This is a genomic window from Paenibacillus sp. EB106-06-01-XG199 (genome assembly GCF_058791575.1).
On the sequence record NZ_JBYTDQ010000006.1, the window covers coordinates 385634 to 403897 of the forward strand.

Here is an 18264-nt window from a genome sequence, read left to right on the forward strand (position 1 = left end):
GCAGAGGAAGGCTACTGCGCCTGATTTCTTAACCGCAGGCTTTGGGCAGTGAAGACAAGTTCTTCATCTGTCCCGCTGATCTTGGCGGTGTATTCTCCAATCGTAACTTCGCTGTTGCAGATTTTGCGGACTGTAATATTTTTGCCGGCGGTAAGCACTGATTTCTCGGAGGACTGCTTCCCTACAGTCTGTGCGCTGATGGAGCCTGCCGCCTCGACTGTGGAGTCCGTGCATTCCGCTTCGTTCATTACGAAACGGACATTGCCGGAAGAGAACAGCTGGCTGTGCAGAATACCCTCCTTATGAACATGGAGATCTCCGCCGGATTTAATAATGCTATGCTGTGACGAGGCGATGTCGATCCGTGTATTCTCCTCCTGCATCCCGGATATGGCGTCATGCAAATCCTGCAACAGCTTCAGAAAGGTGCTTAGTACAGCATCCGTGAAAAAATCGGTGAACTGCCCCGGGTGCAGGAATACCTCCAGCATATGTCTCAATTGCTTGGTGTCGATAGGATAATCGGGATTCATCCCGGCAATAACCTCCTGGAGATCACTGATCAGGCCGGGGAGATGGTCATATTTGCTTTCCAGCAGCAGCATAACGACCAGACCGTATTTTACGGTTTGCTGGCGTGATTGGACGGTATTCGCCAACTGCTGCGACGCTTTTCTCAGACTGGTCATTTCCTCCATCAAGAGAGCGGAGTACATGCAGAGGCGGTTATGTCTCGCTCCATAATGACCGGAGTACAATTGGCTGCTGACAACCTTGCCCTGGACAAAAATGCTTCCGGTAGCAGTGATTGTCGCATGTGTAACGTCGCCGTATATGTATACATTTCCCAAAGCCTCAAGGATGGTCTGGTTTCCGATATCATTGGTGGCGACCACATCACCCGGGAACATCATTTTGGCGGCTTCGGGGTCCATGTCCCCGGGAACAAGATATGTCTGGGGAAAATCAAAAACCTTGCGGTTCAGACCAGATCCCGTTAAGCGGGGCCTTCCCTGGCGGAGGGAGGCGATCCCGCCGTCCGCCAGCAGGGTTGTACATTCTTTAGTGACCAGCTGAATATCTTGCGGCGGCGGGGAGGGAATAATTCCGCCATACACGTCGATGCCGGGCACTCCCTCTTCTGCAGGCAGCTTACGGGCAATGACCTCTCCCTCCTGGACAAAGGGAACCCTTGGATGGTTCAGGAAATCTGCAGGATCGGCAGTCCGAATGAATTCATATTCCCTGTCCTCGGCAAATAACAGCTCCAGCCGGGCATTTTTGCCGGGAATAGGGGCTTTACCCTCTGCGATGCAGACCGGGAGATAGGTAGGGTTGTTCAGCTCTGCATAAAGAGCCGGAATATTGAGCTCGCGCATAATGGAGCTTTTCTTGAAGCCGGCGATAATCTGGTCCACCGTAAGGGTGGACAGCAGCAGGCCGCAATTTGGTTCCGCCCGGACCGTGACATCTGCTGCAGCCGGGGAGCTGGCGAGCTTCCAGGCGTACTTTTCTGCACGGTAGAGCGTGAAGTAGGCCTTCAGTCTATCTTCGGATACAGTGATCTGATACTGCGGCTTCTCGCAAATCTCCCAGGTGATACGGTCCGTGGGGGTTACCTCCGTAGGATCTGTCACCGTCTTCCGGTTAATATTCAACACCACAGGGTGAACGGAGGAAATGACAGCGGGTTTGCCGCCGGGCAGAGGAGGAGTAATAAATATTTGGTTGTTCTGTACGATAATACGTCCGTTCTTATCCTCATCTCCCTCACGGAGCGGCTTAACCTGCACTGAGGGCAGAGCCGGAAGATCGGGGTTACCGATTGGCGTTGTGGTATGAAATACATGCCCGAATTTTTTCTCGATGATATGCTGTGGCATTACTCTAACCTCGCTTCTTCGTATAATCAATGGTATCTGTACAGAAAAGAGCATCATGGACTATGATAGATTGTCTTCACCTACCGGTACCCAAGTCACATCTCAATTGGCAGCCTGGCGACCATGAATGGATAGTCTCACATTCTTAGGCCCATCGCTTTGCGTCCTGCCCTTTCGGGAAGTTTGCCTTTAAAAAAATAGATCAATGATATACATTCAGCATGAGGTCATTTAATCGACTCAAATCGACAGGGAATGTTCAATACTGGGTTGGTTGCCAATATAATTCTACAAACAAGCTTAATTCTAGTACTTTAGTATTAATTTTTCAACTTAATAATAATAAATCTCTCTGGTATCCCTTTAAAAGGGACGGCTTTGAGTCCAAGCGATATTACAAGCAAAAACGACCCTGCCTTCATCTCAAAGGACAGGGTCGTTTCTGCAAAAAAAGGACGCTCCCAAGCTTATAGCTTGTGGGAGAGCCCTCTTTTGACAAGATGTACGGCGCGCGCGCTTCCGGACCGGACGGAGGCTGGTGCCGGTATAACTGTAGCTGCATAATCGGCCCGTTCAATTTCCTCCAGCACCCGGTTCAGATGGGAGAAGACGGCTCCGAGATCGCGGACTGCTGTCAGCGAGCATTGACCCTGCAGCTCGGAGAACCAGGCAAACTGCAGATCCCGGGCGCGGCGCAGCGCTTCGGGGAGCGAACGGGTGCATTCGGCATCGGATAAAGTTTTGGTTCCATACAGGGCGATGCAGTCTGCGGTTGCCGTTACGACCTCTGTCATCCAGTCAGCTGCGGCATAATGTGCAGGCAGGAGGGAAATCTCCTCGGCGATCTCCTTGACGTAGCGGTGAACCTTCTGCAGATGCGAGGTTGCCTGTGTCAATGACCGCAGTCCGCTGCGGCATTGATAATGGGATAACGTATAGTGCAGCTCTTTCTGCTGCTTGTCGCTCTTCGCCAGCAGTTGTCCGGAACGGACCAGCCTCTCTGGAGCCTGCTTGGAGCTGCTGCTCTCTGCGGCGAGTCCAGTTAAGGCATCGGCCAGCTGCTGGGTCCCTTCCAGTGCCAGGCGTTTCACCTTGACGAACCCCCCGGGGGGAACGATAATCATATTTATTATTAAGGCAATCAGCACGCCGATTAAGGTCTCCGCGACTCTCCACACGATATAAGGGTCCTGATAAAAGGTCAATGCCAGCACGGAGGTCACACCGACCTGGGAAACGGCTTGAATGTTAATCCGGCAGGCGGTGGCCACACCGATGCCGATCAGCAGCATCAGCAGAATAGACAGTGCCCCCACGTCGAAGAAATGGCCCACGAGCAGGCTGACAATTCCACCGAGCACAACGCCCATCAGACGGTAAATCCCTTTTTCCAGTGAAGCCTTGACGCTTCCTTGGGTGATAAGAATTGCGGCAAGCGGTGCAAAGTATAAATAACTGTCGCCGTGCAGGCTATGAACCGCAAGCCAGGAGAGTGAAGCAGCAATCGTAACGCGTATCATATATAGAGATAATCCGAATTTTTCAAGGCGGTCCTGCAACCCCTCGTTCATGTTAGTCATCTTCTTTCAACATAAATAAGAGAACATTTTTAGGTTTTCAGCAATTTTCATTATAGCACTCAAAAACAACAATAACGGGTACAGTTTTTACGAACTTGTTAAGTTTCTGCGCTGCATTTAACATTGTAAGCTATCGCATATATTGCATTAATCCTATATGCTATATATATTGAAGTGTGTCGAAGGAAGGGAGGAATTGTCGCTTATCAGCGCTGAGCATGCCACTTTAGATTGTTCCCTGCGGGAAGCGGGTAAAATAGGTTGTAATACATAAGGTAAGGGAGGTCGTTAGCCATAACTACCCTGGAAGACACTATTATTTCTTTTGACCAGGTTACCAAACAATACGACGATGAAGAAGCCGTGTTAAAAGGAGTCAGCTTCGAGATCGAACGCGGCAAATTCTATACACTGCTGGGACCCTCGGGCTGCGGAAAGACGACAATCCTGCGTCTGATCGCCGGGTTCGCTGAACCAACGGAAGGTTCCATTTATTTGAACGGCAAAATCATCAACCACATTCCGGCCAACGAACGGCAGGTCAATACGGTATTTCAGGACTATGCCTTGTTTCCGCACCTGAACGTATTTGAGAATGTGGCCTTTGGACTGCGGATCAAGAAGCTTAAGAAAGAGGTCATCACGCAAAAGGTGCAGGAGGCGCTGCGCTTCGTCAACCTTGTAGGCTACGATCAGCGGGCCATTAATGAAATGTCCGGAGGACAAAGGCAGCGTGTAGCGATTGCCCGGGCCATCGTCAATGAACCGCAGGTGCTGCTGCTCGATGAGCCTCTTTCGGCACTTGATCTGAAGCTGCGCACGGAGATGCAGTACATTCTGCGGGAAATGCAGCAGCGGCTGGGCATCACCTTTATCTTCGTTACCCATGACCAGGAGGAAGCGCTGGCCATGTCCGACTGGATTTTTGTCATGAACGGCGGACGTATTGAGCAGAGCGGAACGCCTAACGATATTTATGATGAGCCGATCAACCGCTTCGTGGCTGATTTCATCGGCGAGTCGAACATTGTGCCCGGTGTGATGATTGAGGATTATATTGTTGAATTTAACGGCCACCGCTTTGAATGTGTGGATGCGGGGCTGAAGCCGAATGAAGCGGTGGAGATCGTGATCCGTCCGGAGGATCTGGAGATTGCTGCCGTTGAACAAGGCAAACTGCGCGTCCGCGTGGATTCCCAGCTGTTCCGCGGCGTGCATTACGAGATCAGCTGCTACGACGGGTCCGGCCACGAATGGCTGGTCCATTCCACGCGCAAGGCGGAGGTCGGCAGCGAGATCGGGCTGTATTTCGATCCGGAAGCGATTCATGTTATGCGTTTCGGGGAAACGGAGGAAGAATTCGACAGACGTCTGGAAGCTTACGGCGAGGTGGAGAGCCATGAAGAGTAAGGGCCGGTCGTATTTCCTCATCCCTTATTACTTATGGATCGCCCTGTTCGTCATAGCGCCGGTGCTGCTGGTTGTCTACTACTCCCTGTTTGATCTGGACGGGCATCTTACACTGGACAACTACGTGAACTTCTTTACACCGGTATATATGAAAATGATGCTCAACTCCTTCTGGTACGCGATCCTGATTACGCTGTTCTCGCTGCTGGTGGCTTATCCGGCGGCGTATCTGCTGACCCGGACGAAACATAAGCAGCTGTGGCTGCTGCTGATCATCCTGCCGACATGGATTAATCTGCTGCTGAAGACGTATGCCTTTATTGGTATCTTTGGGACCTTCGGGCCGGTCAACAATGTCTTCGACCTGCTGGGCATCGGAGAGCAGCAAATCCTCTTTACAGGTTTCAGCTTTGTCTTTGTTTCGGTATATATCTTTATCCCGTTCATGATCCTGCCGATCTTCAGCGCTCTGGACGAGTTGAACCTGTCCCTTGTAGATGCGGCCCGTGATCTGGGTGCCTCCGGGTGGACGACGTTCCGGCGGGTCATTTTCCCGCTGACCATCTCCGGGGTGCGCTCCGGCTGCATGGCGGTATTCATTCCGGCGTTATCGCTGTTTATGATTACCCGCCTTATCGCCGGCAACCGGGTCATTACGCTGGGCACCGCCATTGAGCAGCATTTTCTGGTCACTCAGGACTGGGGCATGGGCTCTACAGTTGCTGTCTTCCTGATTGTTATCATGGCGCTGTTCATGATTCTGTCGGGCAGCTCACGGAAAGGGGTGCGGCATGAGAAGTAATAAGAATGGGATTTCAAATCTGTACCTGGTGCTGGTCTTTGCCGTGCTGTACGCACCGATCTTCTACCTGATGTACTATTCCTTCAACAGCGGCGGGACGATGCATGGCTTCGAGGGCTTCACGCTGGATTATTACCGTGAGGTTGTGCAGGATACGCGGCTGATGATTATTATGATTAACACTTTGGTGATTGCCCTGCTGTCTTCGGCGATTGCTACGCTGATTGCGATCATCGGGGCGCTGGCCATTCAGCGCATCCGCAGCCGGAGGGCCAAGAATACACTTCTCTCACTGAACAATGTGCTGATTGTCAGTCCCGATGTCATTATCGGCGCGTCTTTCCTGATCCTGTTCACGATTGCCGGAATCAAGCTCGGCTTCGTGTCGGTCCTGCTCTCGCATGTTGCATTCAGCGTGCCGATTGCCGTGCTGATGATCCTGCCGCATCTGCAGGACATGAGCCCGACGCTGACCGATGCTGCGCGTGATCTCGGGGCCAGCCGCCGCGATGTGCTGACCAAGGTGATTCTGCCGATCATTAAACCCGGGATCTTCAGCGGCTTCTTTATGGCCCTTACCTATTCACTGGATGATTTCGCGGTGACATTCTTCGTAACAGGCAACGGATATTCGACGCTTTCAGTGGAAATCTATTCACGGGCGCGGCAAGGTGTATCGCTGTCGATTAACGCGTTGTCCACACTGATCTTCCTCTTCACTATCTTGCTTGTCGTCGGTTATTATTTCCTGAACCGCCGGAAGCAACGCCCGGCGGTTCATATCGCAGAGCCGGCCGCTGAAGTGGGGGTGCCTAGATGAAACAGCTGGTGAATGCTTTTCTGGCGATTCTTATCGTCGCATTTGGGCTGATGTTCCTGGCTTCTAGGCTGAATTCGGCTGAAGGCTATACGGGCGGCAATACGCTGACCATCTATAACTGGGGCGATTATATCGAACCTGAACTGTTGAAGCAGTTCGAGCAAGAGACCGGGATTACGGTCATTTACCAGACCTTTGATTCCAATGAGGCGATGCTGACCAAGGTCGAGCAGGGCGGGACAACCTTCGATGTTGTTGTGCCTTCAGACTATGCTATCGCCAAGATGCGGGAAGAGAAGCTGCTGCTTCCGCTGAATCACAGCAAGATTCCGAATCTGGCCAATATTGATCCGCAGTTCATGGATCTTTCCTTCGATCCGGGAAATCTGTATTCGGTGCCGTATTTCTGGGGAACAGTAGGCATTATCTACAACCCGGAAATGACGGAGGGGATTGATTTCAGCAGCTGGGATTCCCTGTGGGACAGCAGGCTGAACAATAGTATCTTCCTGGTTGACGGTGCCCGTGAGGTCATGGGGATGGCGCTGAACAGCCTGCATTATTCCGTCAATGACCGGAATGAGGATCACCTGCAGGAAGCGCTGGCCAAGCTGAACAAGCTGTCTCCCAATGTGAAGGCTATTGTCGGTGATGAGGTCAAAATGCTGCTGGCGAACGAAGAAGCAGCCGTCGGGATCGTATGGTCCGGCGACGCCTCGGAAATTATGGATGAGAACGACAAGCTCGATTATGTGGTGCCGGAGGAAGGTTCGAACAAATGGTTCGATAACATGGTCATTCCGCGCACGGCGGCCAATGTGGAGGGGGCGCATAAGTTCATTGACTTTATGCTCCGTCCCGATGTGGCGGCGAAGAATGCAGAGTATGTAGGTTATTCCACACCTAACGTTCCGGGACTTGCGCTGCTGCCGGAGGATATTTCCGGAGACACCCGCTTCTATCCGCCGGTTGAAATTACCGACCGGCTGGAGGTTTACGACAACCTCGGCAAGCGGATGCTCGCCCATTACAACGAGCTGTTCCTGAAGTTCAAGATGAACAAGAAATAAGCTGGTGCATAATATGCCAGTTAGTCAGTCATAGCCAGTAGAAAGCGCCCAAATGCGGAGTTTCCGTATTTGGGCGCTTTTTTTGTTGGGGTGGTGAAAAGATGGGAGACTTAAATTGAAGAGAAAATGCACTCTCATAAAACCAGAAATCAGTTTTTGGGTTCTATATATAACAGATAGCCGTTCCAAGCATTATTTGATCCCGACTCTCATCCGGTAGCTGATGTGTACCGGCAGGGTGCGGCCCTGAAAATACTGCTCCACCGCTACAGAGAAATCGGAAATAAGCTGCTCCAGTGCGGAAGAGCCGAGCTTCAGAACGGTTTGAATGCCGCCTTGACTGAGTGCCAGCCCGACATAACGTTCGGCATCACATTCTTCTGTATTATGAAAAACAATTTCCCGCGCAAAGGAGAAGCAGCCGCTGGCCTCTATCCGCCCCAGATGTCCTTCTTTATCCCATTTATGCGCCTGTTCGGCAGATGGCTGGAGTACATCAAGCAGTTTATCGGCGGCGGATATCAGCTGTTTGTAGCGGGTTTCAATATCCGCCTGTAGTACGAGTGGCCAATCGCAGTCATAAGCGGCGAACACCCCGCCTTGGCGCAGGCAGCGGGAGATTTCCTGCAGCGTGCTTATCGGCTCCATCCAGTGGAATGACTGGGAGCAGGTAATGATATCAACACTGCCAGAGTCAAAGGGCAGCTGGTTGGAGTATCCTTGGACAAAGGACAGGGATTGTTGCTGTCCTTGCCGGGCCAGCTTGTCAAGCGCTTTGGCCAGCATGTCGGGGTTAGGTTCTATGCCGACTACAGAGTCGGCACTCTCTCTCCATAGAAAGGTGGACAGTCCTGTTCCGCAGCCTATGTCGGCCACGAGGGCAGGGCGGCTGCCCAAGTAATTCGTCAACAATTCAGTAACCAATTGCGGGGCTTCCGGACGGTAACGGTCGTATTCGTCCTGAAATCCCAAGAAGCGGTCGATGTTTTGCTTGCTGTTGCCTGCAGGAATCATTGAATCCTCTCCCATCACTGATCTTTAGCTTTATTGTAAAGTTAAAAGCTTCCATAGTCATCTGTTTCAAGCTCTAACGAAGCAGCTCAGGAGCAACGGCAGGCACGAGACCCTCGGCCGCAGCGCGGTTCAGCAGCGCAGAGATTGCTGCGTAGCCGTCTTCCCCGAGATTCATCGAGAATTCATTCACGTAAAGATCAATATGTGATTTGGCGACCTCCGGAGACAGCTCCTGGGCGTGGTCCAGGACATAATCTCTGCTTGCAGTAGGATGATCCCAAGCGTACTGCAGCGAACTGCGTATCCAGCCGGAGATGGCTTCGCTGTCCAGATCGCGGCGGGCGATAATTGCCCCAAGCGGTATAGGCAGTCCGGTATCGCTTTCCCACCAGCTGCCAAGATCGGTTAGCATATGGAGGCCATAGGAAGGATAAGTGAACCGGGCTTCGTGAATCACCAATCCGGCATCAATCTGCCCGTCACGTACAGCAGGCATGATCTCATCGAAAGGCATAACGACGATTTCGGCTGGACCGCCCGGCACCTGCTGCGCAGCCCAAAGGCGAAAGAGCAGGTAGGCGGTGGAGCGCTCGCTGGGTACGGCGATTCTGCGGCCCGACAGCTCCTTGGGATGCTTGATGGCGCCCGGCCCTTTGCGGGTCAGCACCAGCGGGCCGCAGCCCCGGCCAAGTGCGCCGCCGCAAGACAGCAGCTTGTACCGCTCCAGCACCCAGGGAAGGGCAGCATAGGAAATTTTGAGCACCTCAGGCCCGGCGCCATCAGCAGCCAGACCGTTCGTAATATCAATATCTGCATAGGTAACATTCAGCTTGGGTACATCCTCTACTAGCCCGTGCGCCCAGGCATGGAACACAAAGGTGTCATTGGGGCAAGGGGAAAAGGCGATATTCAGCTCGGTTGTCATTACAGCACCTCCAGTAGTATAACAGCCGCGGCCTCCAGGGCCTCCAGGGCTTCATTGATCTTCCACGCCGCCCGGTCGCGCGGGCCGACCGGGTTCGAGATCGCGCGCAGCTCCAGCGCCGCGATCCCGAAGTGCCGGGCGGCCACGGCAACCCCGTGGCCTTCCATCGCCTCCGCGACGGCACCGGGATGCCGCGCGGCCAGAGCGGCGGCCGTCTCTGCGGTGCCGGTCGCCGTTGACACGGTAAGCACAGGACCTGTGCTTACCGTAAGCCCGGCCGCTGCGAGCGCGGCCGCAACGGCCTGCACCGTGCCGGAGCGGGCCGGCACGGACACGCGGCCGAAGCCGAGCTTGGCCGCGCTGCGGAAGCCCTCCGGCGTCTCCGCCCCGAGGTCGGCGGCAATCATCTCGCTGGCGAGCGCGAGCGAGCCTACGGGCGCCCGCCCGGGGAAGCCGCCGCCGATCCCGGCGCTGATAACGCAGCCGTAGCTTCCGGCTGCCAGTGCTGCTGCGGTGCCCGCCGCTGCTGCTGCGGTACCGGCACCTGCAGCGATGACGTGGAACCTGCTGCTGCCCCTCAGGCCGCGCAGGACCGCCTCCCGCTCGGCTTCGACAGCGGTTACGATCAGCACGCGCGGCAGAGCTTCCTCTGCGGCTTTGCCGGTAGAAGTTGGAGTAGAATCTGATTTCATTTTTCAGCCTCCTCCTATTAATATAGCTCGTAATGCAGCTCGGTAATAAAGGCCAATATTCGCTAGGAAAAGGATACGCCGTTTTGCAGTCAAGGTCAAACTGGGGAACTTCTGTAGAGGTTAACAATGCAGATTGACGAACTCTATCAATGGGAGTATTCTAAAATAAGGAATAAAATTACAGTATATTCCTGTATTAAGAAGCTTGCGGTAGGGTTACATTTCATCTAGAGTTTAGCTTCTACATCTATTCATTGTAAAAATGCCCTGAAGGGAGGCGTTCATAAGTAGGCTTATATACCGTGAGCAACGAACCATTTTAGTCACGTCAAACAAAATCGGGAGAGGATGTTTTTGATGATTAGAAAATGGATAGTTTCTCTTATGGTCTTGGCTTTATTTATGATTCCGGCTGCTGCTTCAGCTGCACCTGCGCCTGCTTTAACCAATCTCCAATATACAGGAATTACATCTGACGGCAACAACTTCATTTGGGAGAACATTAGTCCTAACCAGACAGTTGCCAATGTAACACTGACAGGTACGAAGGGATATATTTCCGTATATGCTCAAGGGACTATGCAAGCACCTAATTATCCGGTTCTCCGCCAAAACGGTTCAATGATACCTACAACCCAGTCGGCACCCAATCAGTTTATTACAGGTCCTGGCAATATTGTTGTGGGTACCGTCTATTATCGTTCTTTTGATTTAAACGATGTGCATACAGGTAACATTTCAGTTACAGCTAATAATTATTTACCTCCATACCGGACGTTCACAGATACTTTATATATCACTGTTCAGTGAGAATGAAACTCCTAACATTTACCAATCCCTAAGCCGATAAATAAATTATTAATGCGTAAAGGGGAGAGGTATCTTGACGATTCAAGCAGTGGCAGCCGATGGGAAATTCACAGCTGAGTTTGCCGCCTATACAAATTTGGTAGTGGTGAATCGCTTGAAACAAACGCTTAGGGGTAACGAGGCAGAGAAGAATAATTCCATGACATTCCAGCAATTTATGGATGCAGTTCGCAAGGAAGAGGTTGTGCACCAAAGCAATTCGCGGGCAGTATCCAAAGAAGAGCTTGCTGACAACCAGGTTTATGAGACCCAGAATGGTTTTAGTGCCTTTGTGTCTCAGCGGTTTGCTACCATCCAGAAAGCCTACGAACTGGGTTTGGTTGATCAGTACGGTGTTCTGCTCTCTAACTAAGAAGCAAAAGCATAAAAGGTAAAGCTCCTGCAAAATTGCCGGAGCTTTACCTTTTATAGACAGTCATAATTAAATCTATCGAGAAACAAGCAGAGATGATTCATCCTGGGATCTGATGTTGCCGTATAAAGGCGGTGAGCAGACTTTGCTTGAATTGTGCAAAAACTGTTGACAAATTTCCCGCACAGGATTATATTTATCTTAACTTAAAGATAATTAACTTAAAGATAAATGCCGAAAGCATTGGAGGTGTACAATATGAGCGACTACAATGAGCTGATCAGCAAGACGGCTGGCGTATCGGATCAGGAGCAGGCTGCTTCATCACTGAAATTGTTCGTGGTCTTATCCAAGGCCTATAAGAGCCTGATGGATCTGGCGGTAAAGGACATGAAGAGCCATGGTTTAGCTTCTGCCGAGTTTATGATCCTTGAGGTACTCTATCATAGAACGCGGATTCCGCTGCAGCAGATCGGAGAGAAGATACTCGTTACCAGCGGGAGCATCACTTACAACATCGACAAGCTGGAGAAGAGAGGACTGCTGAAGCGTGTTCCCTGCAGCGATGACCGGCGTGTAACTTATGCGGAGATTACCGAAGCAGGCCGCGGGCTGTTTGACGATATTTTCCCCCGCCATGTTTCTTCTATTCACGGGATGATGGGCGGTCTGAATCAGGAAGAGAAGGAACAGGCAATAGAATTGCTAAAGAAGCTTGGTAAAGGCATTTAGGCCAGCAACATTCTCCTAAGAACGGGGCGGGAAGCTTGCTTATCAGCGTTTACCAGGCTAGCAAAGTACAAGGTTCGACTAATTTTTTTTAGCTAATATCTTAAGGTTAAGATAATTAAATTAAAGAGAATGGAGAGGGTATAAAATGGTTAGTGTAGGGTTGTTATTGGTAAGATTGGTGATCGGGATTGCTTTTATCGGGCATGGGGCACAGAAGCTGTTTGGCTGGTTCGGAGGATATGGTCCAAAGGGTACGGGCGGCTGGATGGAATCCATCGGTATTAAGCCGGGTGTCGCGATGGCGGTGCTGGCAGGAATGCTGGAGCTTGCCGGAGGCTTGCTGTTCGCAGCCGGACTCCTGACTCCTGTGGCTGCAGTATTAATTGCCGCAACGATGCTCGGAGCGATTATCAAGGTTCATGCTCCGAACGGCTTCTGGTCGACGGCCAACGGAATCGAGTTTCCATTAACGGTGCTTGTAGTCGCAGTAGGTGTGGCTTTGACCGGAGCAGGTTCGATTTCGCTGGATGCCCTGTTTTTTAACTAAATCGGATTATACGCCAGATGTTCATCTATTCAAACTTATCATCTAAAAAAAATCTTAGGGAGATGACTTATAATGACACTTCAAACTGCAGGGATTCACCATATTACAGCTTTTGTCGGAGATGCTCAGCGCAATGCCGATTTCTATGCCGGGATTCTCGGCCTGCGGCTTGTAAAAAAGACAATCAACTTTGACGCCCCCGAGGTTTACCACCTCTATTTCGGGAATGAGCAGGGTGCACCGGGCACCATTATTACCTTCTTTCCTTGGTCGACAGGGCGCAAAGGCCGGATTGGCGGCGGGCAGGTTGGCGTAACCACTTATGCGATTCCGGTTGGTTCGATGGCTTTCTGGGAGCAGCGGCTTGCCGCATATCAGATTCCGGTTACCCATGTAACCCGGATCTCTGAGTCTTACCTGTCTTTCAGCGATTACGATGGACTGCGGATTGAGCTGGTGGAACGCGAAGCGGGTCCGCAGAGTACCTGGTCCTTTGCCGGAGTGACTGCGGAGCATGCTATTAAAGGTTTTGGCGGGGCTGTGCTCTACAGTACGAATCCCGAAAAAACGGCCGATACGCTTACCCGTACACTCGGAATGGAGCTGATCGCCAAGGGAGACGGTTATATCCGTTACGGCTCTACTGCCGATCTCGGCAATATTATAGATCTTAAAGACTCGCCGGTGCCGCAAGGAGCCGGAGGCTCGGGAACCGTTCATCATATCGCCTGGCGCGCTAAAGATGATGCCGAGCAGCTGGAATGGGGACGTCATGTGCAAGGTCACGGCTACCAGCCCACTCCGGTACAGGACCGCCAATATTTCAACGCCATCTACTTCCGTGAAGAAGGCGGAATCCTGTTCGAGATTGCTACCGATCCTCCAGGCTTCGCCAATGACGAGGCTCCGGATGCGCTGGGCCAGAAGTTGATGCTTCCGGCATGGTTTGAACCGCATCGTGCTGTGATCGAAGAGAATTTGAGCCCATTTGAAATCCGTGAAATTGAGGTGAAGCAGGGATGATTCATGTCTATCACAAAGGAACAGACGCCAATCAACCAACACTAGTATTATTTCATGGCACAGGCGGAAACGAGCAGGATCTGCTGCCGCTGGCGGAGCTGCTGGCTCCCGGCGCTTCTGTACTGGGTATCCGGGGAAATGTGCTGGAGAACGGCATGCCGCGTTACTTCCGCCGTCTGGCTGAAGGTGTCTTTGATGAAGAGGACCTGATCTTCCGCACCCATGAGCTGAAGCAGTTCATGGATGTAGCGGCGGTGCAGTACGGCTTCGATCCAAACAATCTCGTAGCTGTCGGCTACTCCAATGGAGCGAATATCGCCGGCAGCCTGTTATTTCATTACGGAAACCTGTTCCGTTCGGCAGTGCTGCTGCATCCGATGGTGCCGCTCCGGGGGCTTGCGATCCCTTCGCTTAACGGCGTTTCGGTCTTTATCGGTGCAGGCAGCAATGACCCGCTGATCCGGGCAGAAGAAACGCGGGAGCTGGAGCAGCTGCTGCAGGGGGCGGGGGCTGAAGTTACCGCCCACTGGGGTAATCAGGGACACCGCCTGAGCGCGGCCGAGGCTGAAGCAGCCCGTGATTGGCTGAACCGGAACAGCAAGTGATTTCAGGAAAGCTACAACTACAACCGCCTGCGGGGCCGCTGATAAGTGACGTAATGTTGCTTAGAAGCTCCTGCGGGCGGTTTTTGCTGTCATGATAATGCGCAGCCAGCCTTTTTTTGCAGATAACCATGGGGTATAGCAAATTCCTCCGGTTTTTGGTACCATAGACTTTAATCGTAATTGTTACTATTTAATATTATGAATGTAAGGAGTCTACCCCACGTGAACAGCAGCAAAAAGAACAGCAACCCCGCCCGGCTACCCCGGGCCAAGGGCTTGGACATGGCAACCGTATATACACCAAAGGAATGTGGACGCAAGGTGCGGCGCATCATTCTGAATGGGGTCAACCGGACCATTGTGGATGAATTTATTACGATCCAGGGCATGAAAGAAAGATTTGAGGCGGAGGATGTGCCTATGCCGAGCAAAATGGTGATGTTCGGTCCTCCCGGCACCGGCAAAACGCTGACCGCATTTTATATCGCGCACCGTCTGGAGCTGCCGCTTGTTCTGGTCCGCCTGGATACCATTATTCACAGCCATCTTGGTGAGACCGGGAGCAATGTGCGGAAGGTATTTGACTATGCCAATGCTGCACCTTGTGTGCTGTTTCTGGACGAATTCGATGTGCTGGGCCGAATGCGTGATTCCGGCGATGAGGTGAAGGAGATGGCACGGGTGGTCAACACGCTGCTGCAATGCCTGGATGAGTTTCATGGCGAAAGTATTTTTGTTGCCGCAACCAACCTGGAGGAAGAGCTCGACCCTGCGGTGTGGCGGCGGTTTGATACGAAAATGACGTATTCGCTGCCGACGGAGGAAGACCGGCTTCAGTATATTGGGCTGTTTGTCGGTTCTGAACCGGAGGCGCAGGAGCTGTCCCGCCGGATGGCTGAACTGCTGGCGGGCTGCAGCCTTGCTGATATCGAGCAAATTATACTGAAAGCCAAACGCAAAGCGATCATCGAGGATGCCCCGCTGGATTACAGACACATCGCCGGAGCCTATGCCGAATACAACCCGCACCGGAAAGCCGTTGCTTCTGAGGTACATAAATAGGAAAAAACATTGAACATCATGTCCCGCATCAGGTAGTATGAAGGATACAAAAAACTGGCCTGAGGCCTGCTGCGGAAAGGTTGACGAAAATTTACCATGATCAAAATACAAAACGATAAGAATTCGCTGGCCGCAGAAGGCCCAACGCGGAAACAGCGGCTTCAGCTTGCTGTGATTCTGGGGGCTATTGCCACCATTGGTCCGCTGTCCATCGATATGTATTTGCCTGCGCTTCCCGCGCTTGGCGAACATTTCGGCACCAGCGCAGCGCTGGTTCAGCTTAGCCTGACCTTCTTTTTGCTGGGGCTGGCCTTGGGGCAGCTTGTGGCAGGGCCTCTGAGTGATGTCCACGGGCGCCGCCGTCCGCTGCTCATCGGCATGCTGATTTATGCGGTATCCTCGCTGCTCTGCGCCTTCAGCCCCTCGATCGGGCTGTTGGTCGGGCTGCGCTTTATCCAGGGCCTGGCCGGCTCGGTAGGGGTGGTCATCTCCCGGGCGGCGGTCCGCGATCTGTACAGCGGCTCCGAACTCACGAAGTTTTTTTCGCTGCTGATGATCGTCAATGGTCTGGGGCCTATATTCGCTCCCGTTATCGGCGGGCAGCTGCTGAGAATAACGACCTGGCAGGGCGTATTCATTGTATTATTTGCAGCCGGGCTGCTCTTTTGCGCCACCATTCTGCTGCGGCTGCCGGAGACGCTGCCGAAGGAGCGGCGCGTAAAAAGCGGGCTGCTAGGCACGCTGCGCACCTTCCGTGATCTGCTCCGCAACAGGAAGTTTATAGGTTATGCGCTCTCTCAAGGGTTTGTTACAGCGGCGATGTTCGCTTATATTTCCGGCTCTTCGTTTGTGCTGCAAAATATTTTTGGAGTGTCTCCGCAAATGTACAGTCTGATCTTTGCCGTTAACGGGCTGGGGATTATTATGTCCGGCCAGCTTGCCGGAAGATTGTCCGGACGGCTGGGCGAAGCGAAGCTGCTGGCCAGCGGCCTCCTGCTCTGCACACTGGGAGGTGCTGTGCTGCTGATCACTATTCTGGCCGGAGGCGGTCTCCTTCCCATCCTGATCTGCCTGTTCGCTGTGGTTTCCAGTGTGGGAATGGTGGGCACAACCAGCTTCTCGCTGGCGATGCAGGATCAGGGAGAAACCGCAGGCAGCGCTTCAGCGCTGCTGGGTCTGCTGCCGCTGCTGCTTGGCGGCTGTGTCGCTCCGCTGGTCGGCCTTGGGGGTGACGATACGGCGCTGCCGATGGCGATCGTGATCGCGGGTGCCGGGGTTTGTTCTATCCTGTCCTATCTGCTGCTCTGCAAGAGAGGGGAGAGGAAATGAGCCGTAAGGATTATTCCATTCTATTACTGTTGGCCTTTTCCTGGGGCGCTTCCTTTCTGTTTATGAGAATTGCCTCTCCCGAATTGGGGCCTGTTGTTACAACAGAGCTGCGCGTTACGCTGGCAGCTGCAACCTTGCTGCTCTTTGCAGCGGTCACCAAGCGGAAGCTGGGGATCTGGCAGCATTGGAAGCAGTTCCTTGTGCTGGGCTCCATTAATGCCGCGCTGCCCTTCACGCTGATCTGCATGGCCGAGCTGCATCTTAGCGCTTCGCTGGCAGCCATCCTCAATGCCACCACACCGATGTTCGCGGCACTAGCAGCTTGGGGAACACAACAGGAGAAGCCGGGACTGTCCAAGTCTATAGGACTCGTGATCGGCTTGCTCGGCGTAGCTGTGCTGGTCGGATGGAGTCCGGTGCCGCTCTCCGGCAAGGTTCTGTTGTCCGTGTTTTTCTCACTAGGAGCTGCACTTGCCTACGGCTTCGGGGGATTATACGCTGCGCGCGTGGGCCGTGGCCTTGCGCCATTGGCGCTTGCTGCAGGCCAGCAGCTCGGGGCGGCTGTAGTGCTGCTGCCGCTGGCGGTAATTTTTGCCCCCCGGGAGCTGCCGTCTTCGGCAGCGGTTTTTTCCGTACTCGGTTTGTCATTCATTTGCACTTCCGTGGCGTATCTCTTGTATTTTCACCTGATCCAAAGTGTTGGCGCGGTCAAGACCGTCAGTGTTACCTTTCTGGTCCCTGTGTTCGGGCTGATATGGGGTGTAATCTTCCTGAATGAACCGGTTTATGCCAATACGCTTGCCGGTCTGGCGATTATTCTGCTTAGCGTAACGCTGGTCAACCGCAAAACCCGGCCAAAAACGTCTCAGGCAGTGGATGAGAGTGGTCAGAGCAAGGTCTAATCCAATTCATAGCTTCGAATACTTTCAGCAAACTTTCAGCGCATTTTAACGTTCCTTTCGGGTGGAAGGATTATAGTGTAGAGGTGAAAGGAGGAACGTGAATGAATATTTCATCCGCATCATCTACATCTTCCGCTTCCTATACTGCTTCCAGTGCTACCGATACAAGTGCGCTGGAGAAGCAAAAAGCGAAGCTGCAAGCCGATCTGGAGAAGATCGGGGCCAGCAAGGACGACGAGAAGACAAAGGAAACCAAGACCAAGCAAATTGAGCAGCAGATCAAGCAGATCGATGCGCAGATTGCCCAGAAATCGCAGAACAGCTCCGCTTCCGCCAACAGCAGCAGCACACCGCCCGAGAAACCTGCAAACAGCAATACGCTTGCCGCGGCAAGCGCGCAGGAGATCGCTGCTGCCACTACGGACAGCGAAGGAAGATTTGACATCCGCGTATAAGTACGCACCCGAAGCCAAGTAAACAGCAAACCCTAAAGAGGACATCCTTTGCCGTGAGGGAGTCCTCTTTTAGGGTGCAGAAGTAGCCGTCACCAGTGTATTGAAAATCCCCCTAAGGTGGGCTCGGCGTCTATACAGCATGGTCTATAGATGTTAATATTAGTATGTGAAAAATATAACTAAATAACTTT

The 18264-nt window shown here is 52.6% G+C and carries 19 protein-coding genes and 1 riboswitch; of the genes, 14 read left to right on the forward strand and 5 right to left on the reverse strand.

Annotation, left to right across the window (positions count from 1 at the left end):
• Positions 1-11: 11 nt before the first annotated feature.
• Complete coding sequence (locus AC3WT9_RS22980) at positions 12-1883, reverse strand: flagellar assembly protein A (protein ID WP_492407963.1); 1872 nt, start codon at positions 1881-1883, stop codon at positions 12-14.
• Between the two features lie 105 nt (positions 1884-1988).
• A riboswitch (cyclic di-GMP riboswitch) is annotated at positions 1989-2081 on the reverse strand.
• A 269-nt stretch (positions 2082-2350) separates the two neighbouring features.
• Entirely contained in the window at positions 2351-3454 is a 1104-nt protein-coding gene (locus tag AC3WT9_RS22985; protein ID WP_341380076.1) for an FUSC family protein, read from the reverse strand.
• Positions 3455-3766: 312 nt separating this feature from the next.
• Between AC3WT9_RS22985 and AC3WT9_RS22990 the strand changes: the two genes are divergently transcribed.
• From AC3WT9_RS22990 to AC3WT9_RS23005, 4 genes are read left to right on the forward strand one after another with little or no spacing between them, the layout of a single operon-like run.
• A complete protein-coding gene (locus AC3WT9_RS22990) occupies positions 3767-4873 on the forward strand; it encodes an ABC transporter ATP-binding protein (protein WP_341380432.1) in 1107 nt (368 codons plus the stop codon).
• Complete coding sequence (locus AC3WT9_RS22995) at positions 4863-5675, forward strand: ABC transporter permease (protein WP_038597729.1); 813 nt, start codon at positions 4863-4865, stop codon at positions 5673-5675. Before AC3WT9_RS22990 ends, AC3WT9_RS22995 begins: the two co-directional genes overlap by 11 nt.
• Entirely contained in the window at positions 5665-6495 is an 831-nt protein-coding gene (locus tag AC3WT9_RS23000; protein ID WP_038597726.1) for an ABC transporter permease, read from the forward strand. The genes AC3WT9_RS22995 and AC3WT9_RS23000 overlap by 11 nt, the downstream gene beginning before the upstream one ends.
• Positions 6492-7565, forward strand: a complete 1074-nt coding sequence (locus AC3WT9_RS23005; protein WP_341380075.1) for an ABC transporter substrate-binding protein — start codon at positions 6492-6494, stop codon at positions 7563-7565. Before AC3WT9_RS23000 ends, AC3WT9_RS23005 begins: the two co-directional genes overlap by 4 nt.
• A gap of 192 nt (positions 7566-7757) precedes the next feature.
• Here the strand turns inward: AC3WT9_RS23005 and AC3WT9_RS23010 are convergent, their stop codons facing one another.
• The 3 genes from AC3WT9_RS23010 to AC3WT9_RS23020 all read right to left on the reverse strand — a co-directional run bounded on the left by AC3WT9_RS23010 (position 7758) and on the right by AC3WT9_RS23020 (position 10196).
• Positions 7758-8579 carry a class I SAM-dependent methyltransferase gene (locus AC3WT9_RS23010; protein WP_341380072.1) on the reverse strand — a complete coding sequence of 274 codons (822 nt, stop codon included), beginning with the start codon at positions 8577-8579 and terminating at the stop codon, positions 7758-7760.
• Between the two features lie 73 nt (positions 8580-8652).
• Positions 8653-9492: a 1,4-dihydroxy-6-naphtoate synthase gene (locus tag AC3WT9_RS23015; RefSeq protein ID WP_341380431.1), complete on the reverse strand. Its 840-nt coding sequence runs from the start codon at positions 9490-9492 to the stop codon at positions 8653-8655.
• Between the two features lie 11 nt (positions 9493-9503).
• Positions 9504-10196 carry a futalosine hydrolase gene (locus AC3WT9_RS23020; protein ID WP_341380070.1) on the reverse strand — a complete coding sequence of 231 codons (693 nt, stop codon included), beginning with the start codon at positions 10194-10196 and terminating at the stop codon, positions 9504-9506.
• Between the two features lie 357 nt (positions 10197-10553).
• Between AC3WT9_RS23020 and AC3WT9_RS23025 the strand changes: the two genes are divergently transcribed.
• The 10 genes from AC3WT9_RS23025 (at position 10554) to AC3WT9_RS23070 (ending at position 18073) form a co-directional block, all read left to right on the forward strand.
• A complete protein-coding gene (locus AC3WT9_RS23025; protein ID WP_341097013.1) occupies positions 10554-11006 on the forward strand; it encodes a DUF4879 domain-containing protein in 453 nt (150 codons plus the stop codon).
• 73 nt (positions 11007-11079) lie between these two features.
• Positions 11080-11418, forward strand: coding sequence for a hypothetical protein (locus AC3WT9_RS23030; RefSeq protein ID WP_341380069.1), 339 nt, complete (start codon positions 11080-11082; stop codon positions 11416-11418).
• Positions 11419-11676: 258 nt separating this feature from the next.
• Positions 11677-12150 (forward strand): MarR family winged helix-turn-helix transcriptional regulator, encoded by a 474-nt coding sequence (locus AC3WT9_RS23035; RefSeq protein ID WP_341380068.1) that lies wholly within the window; start codon positions 11677-11679, stop codon positions 12148-12150.
• 145 nt (positions 12151-12295) lie between these two features.
• Entirely contained in the window at positions 12296-12697 is a 402-nt protein-coding gene (locus AC3WT9_RS23040; protein WP_341097009.1) for a DoxX family protein, read from the forward strand.
• Positions 12698-12769: 72 nt separating this feature from the next.
• A complete protein-coding gene (locus AC3WT9_RS23045) occupies positions 12770-13720 on the forward strand; it encodes a ring-cleaving dioxygenase (RefSeq protein ID WP_341097007.1) in 951 nt (316 codons plus the stop codon).
• The gene (locus tag AC3WT9_RS23050) at positions 13717-14325 is read left to right on the forward strand and encodes an alpha/beta hydrolase (protein ID WP_341097005.1); all 609 of its coding nucleotides are present in this window, start codon (positions 13717-13719) and stop codon (positions 14323-14325) included. Before AC3WT9_RS23045 ends, AC3WT9_RS23050 begins: the two co-directional genes overlap by 4 nt.
• 282 nt (positions 14326-14607) lie before the next feature.
• The gene (locus tag AC3WT9_RS23055) at positions 14608-15387 is read left to right on the forward strand and encodes an AAA family ATPase (protein ID WP_445745057.1); all 780 of its coding nucleotides are present in this window, start codon (positions 14608-14610) and stop codon (positions 15385-15387) included.
• Between the two features lie 96 nt (positions 15388-15483).
• Positions 15484-16716, forward strand: coding sequence for a multidrug effflux MFS transporter (locus AC3WT9_RS23060; RefSeq protein WP_341097001.1), 1233 nt, complete (start codon positions 15484-15486; stop codon positions 16714-16716).
• On the forward strand, positions 16713-17618 hold the full coding sequence (locus AC3WT9_RS23065; protein ID WP_341380067.1) for a DMT family transporter: 906 nt from the start codon (positions 16713-16715) through the stop codon (positions 17616-17618). Before AC3WT9_RS23060 ends, AC3WT9_RS23065 begins: the two co-directional genes overlap by 4 nt.
• A 101-nt stretch (positions 17619-17719) precedes the next feature.
• Complete coding sequence (locus tag AC3WT9_RS23070) at positions 17720-18073, forward strand: FlxA-like family protein (protein WP_341380066.1); 354 nt, start codon at positions 17720-17722, stop codon at positions 18071-18073.
• The last annotated feature ends 191 nt before the right edge of the window (positions 18074-18264 follow it).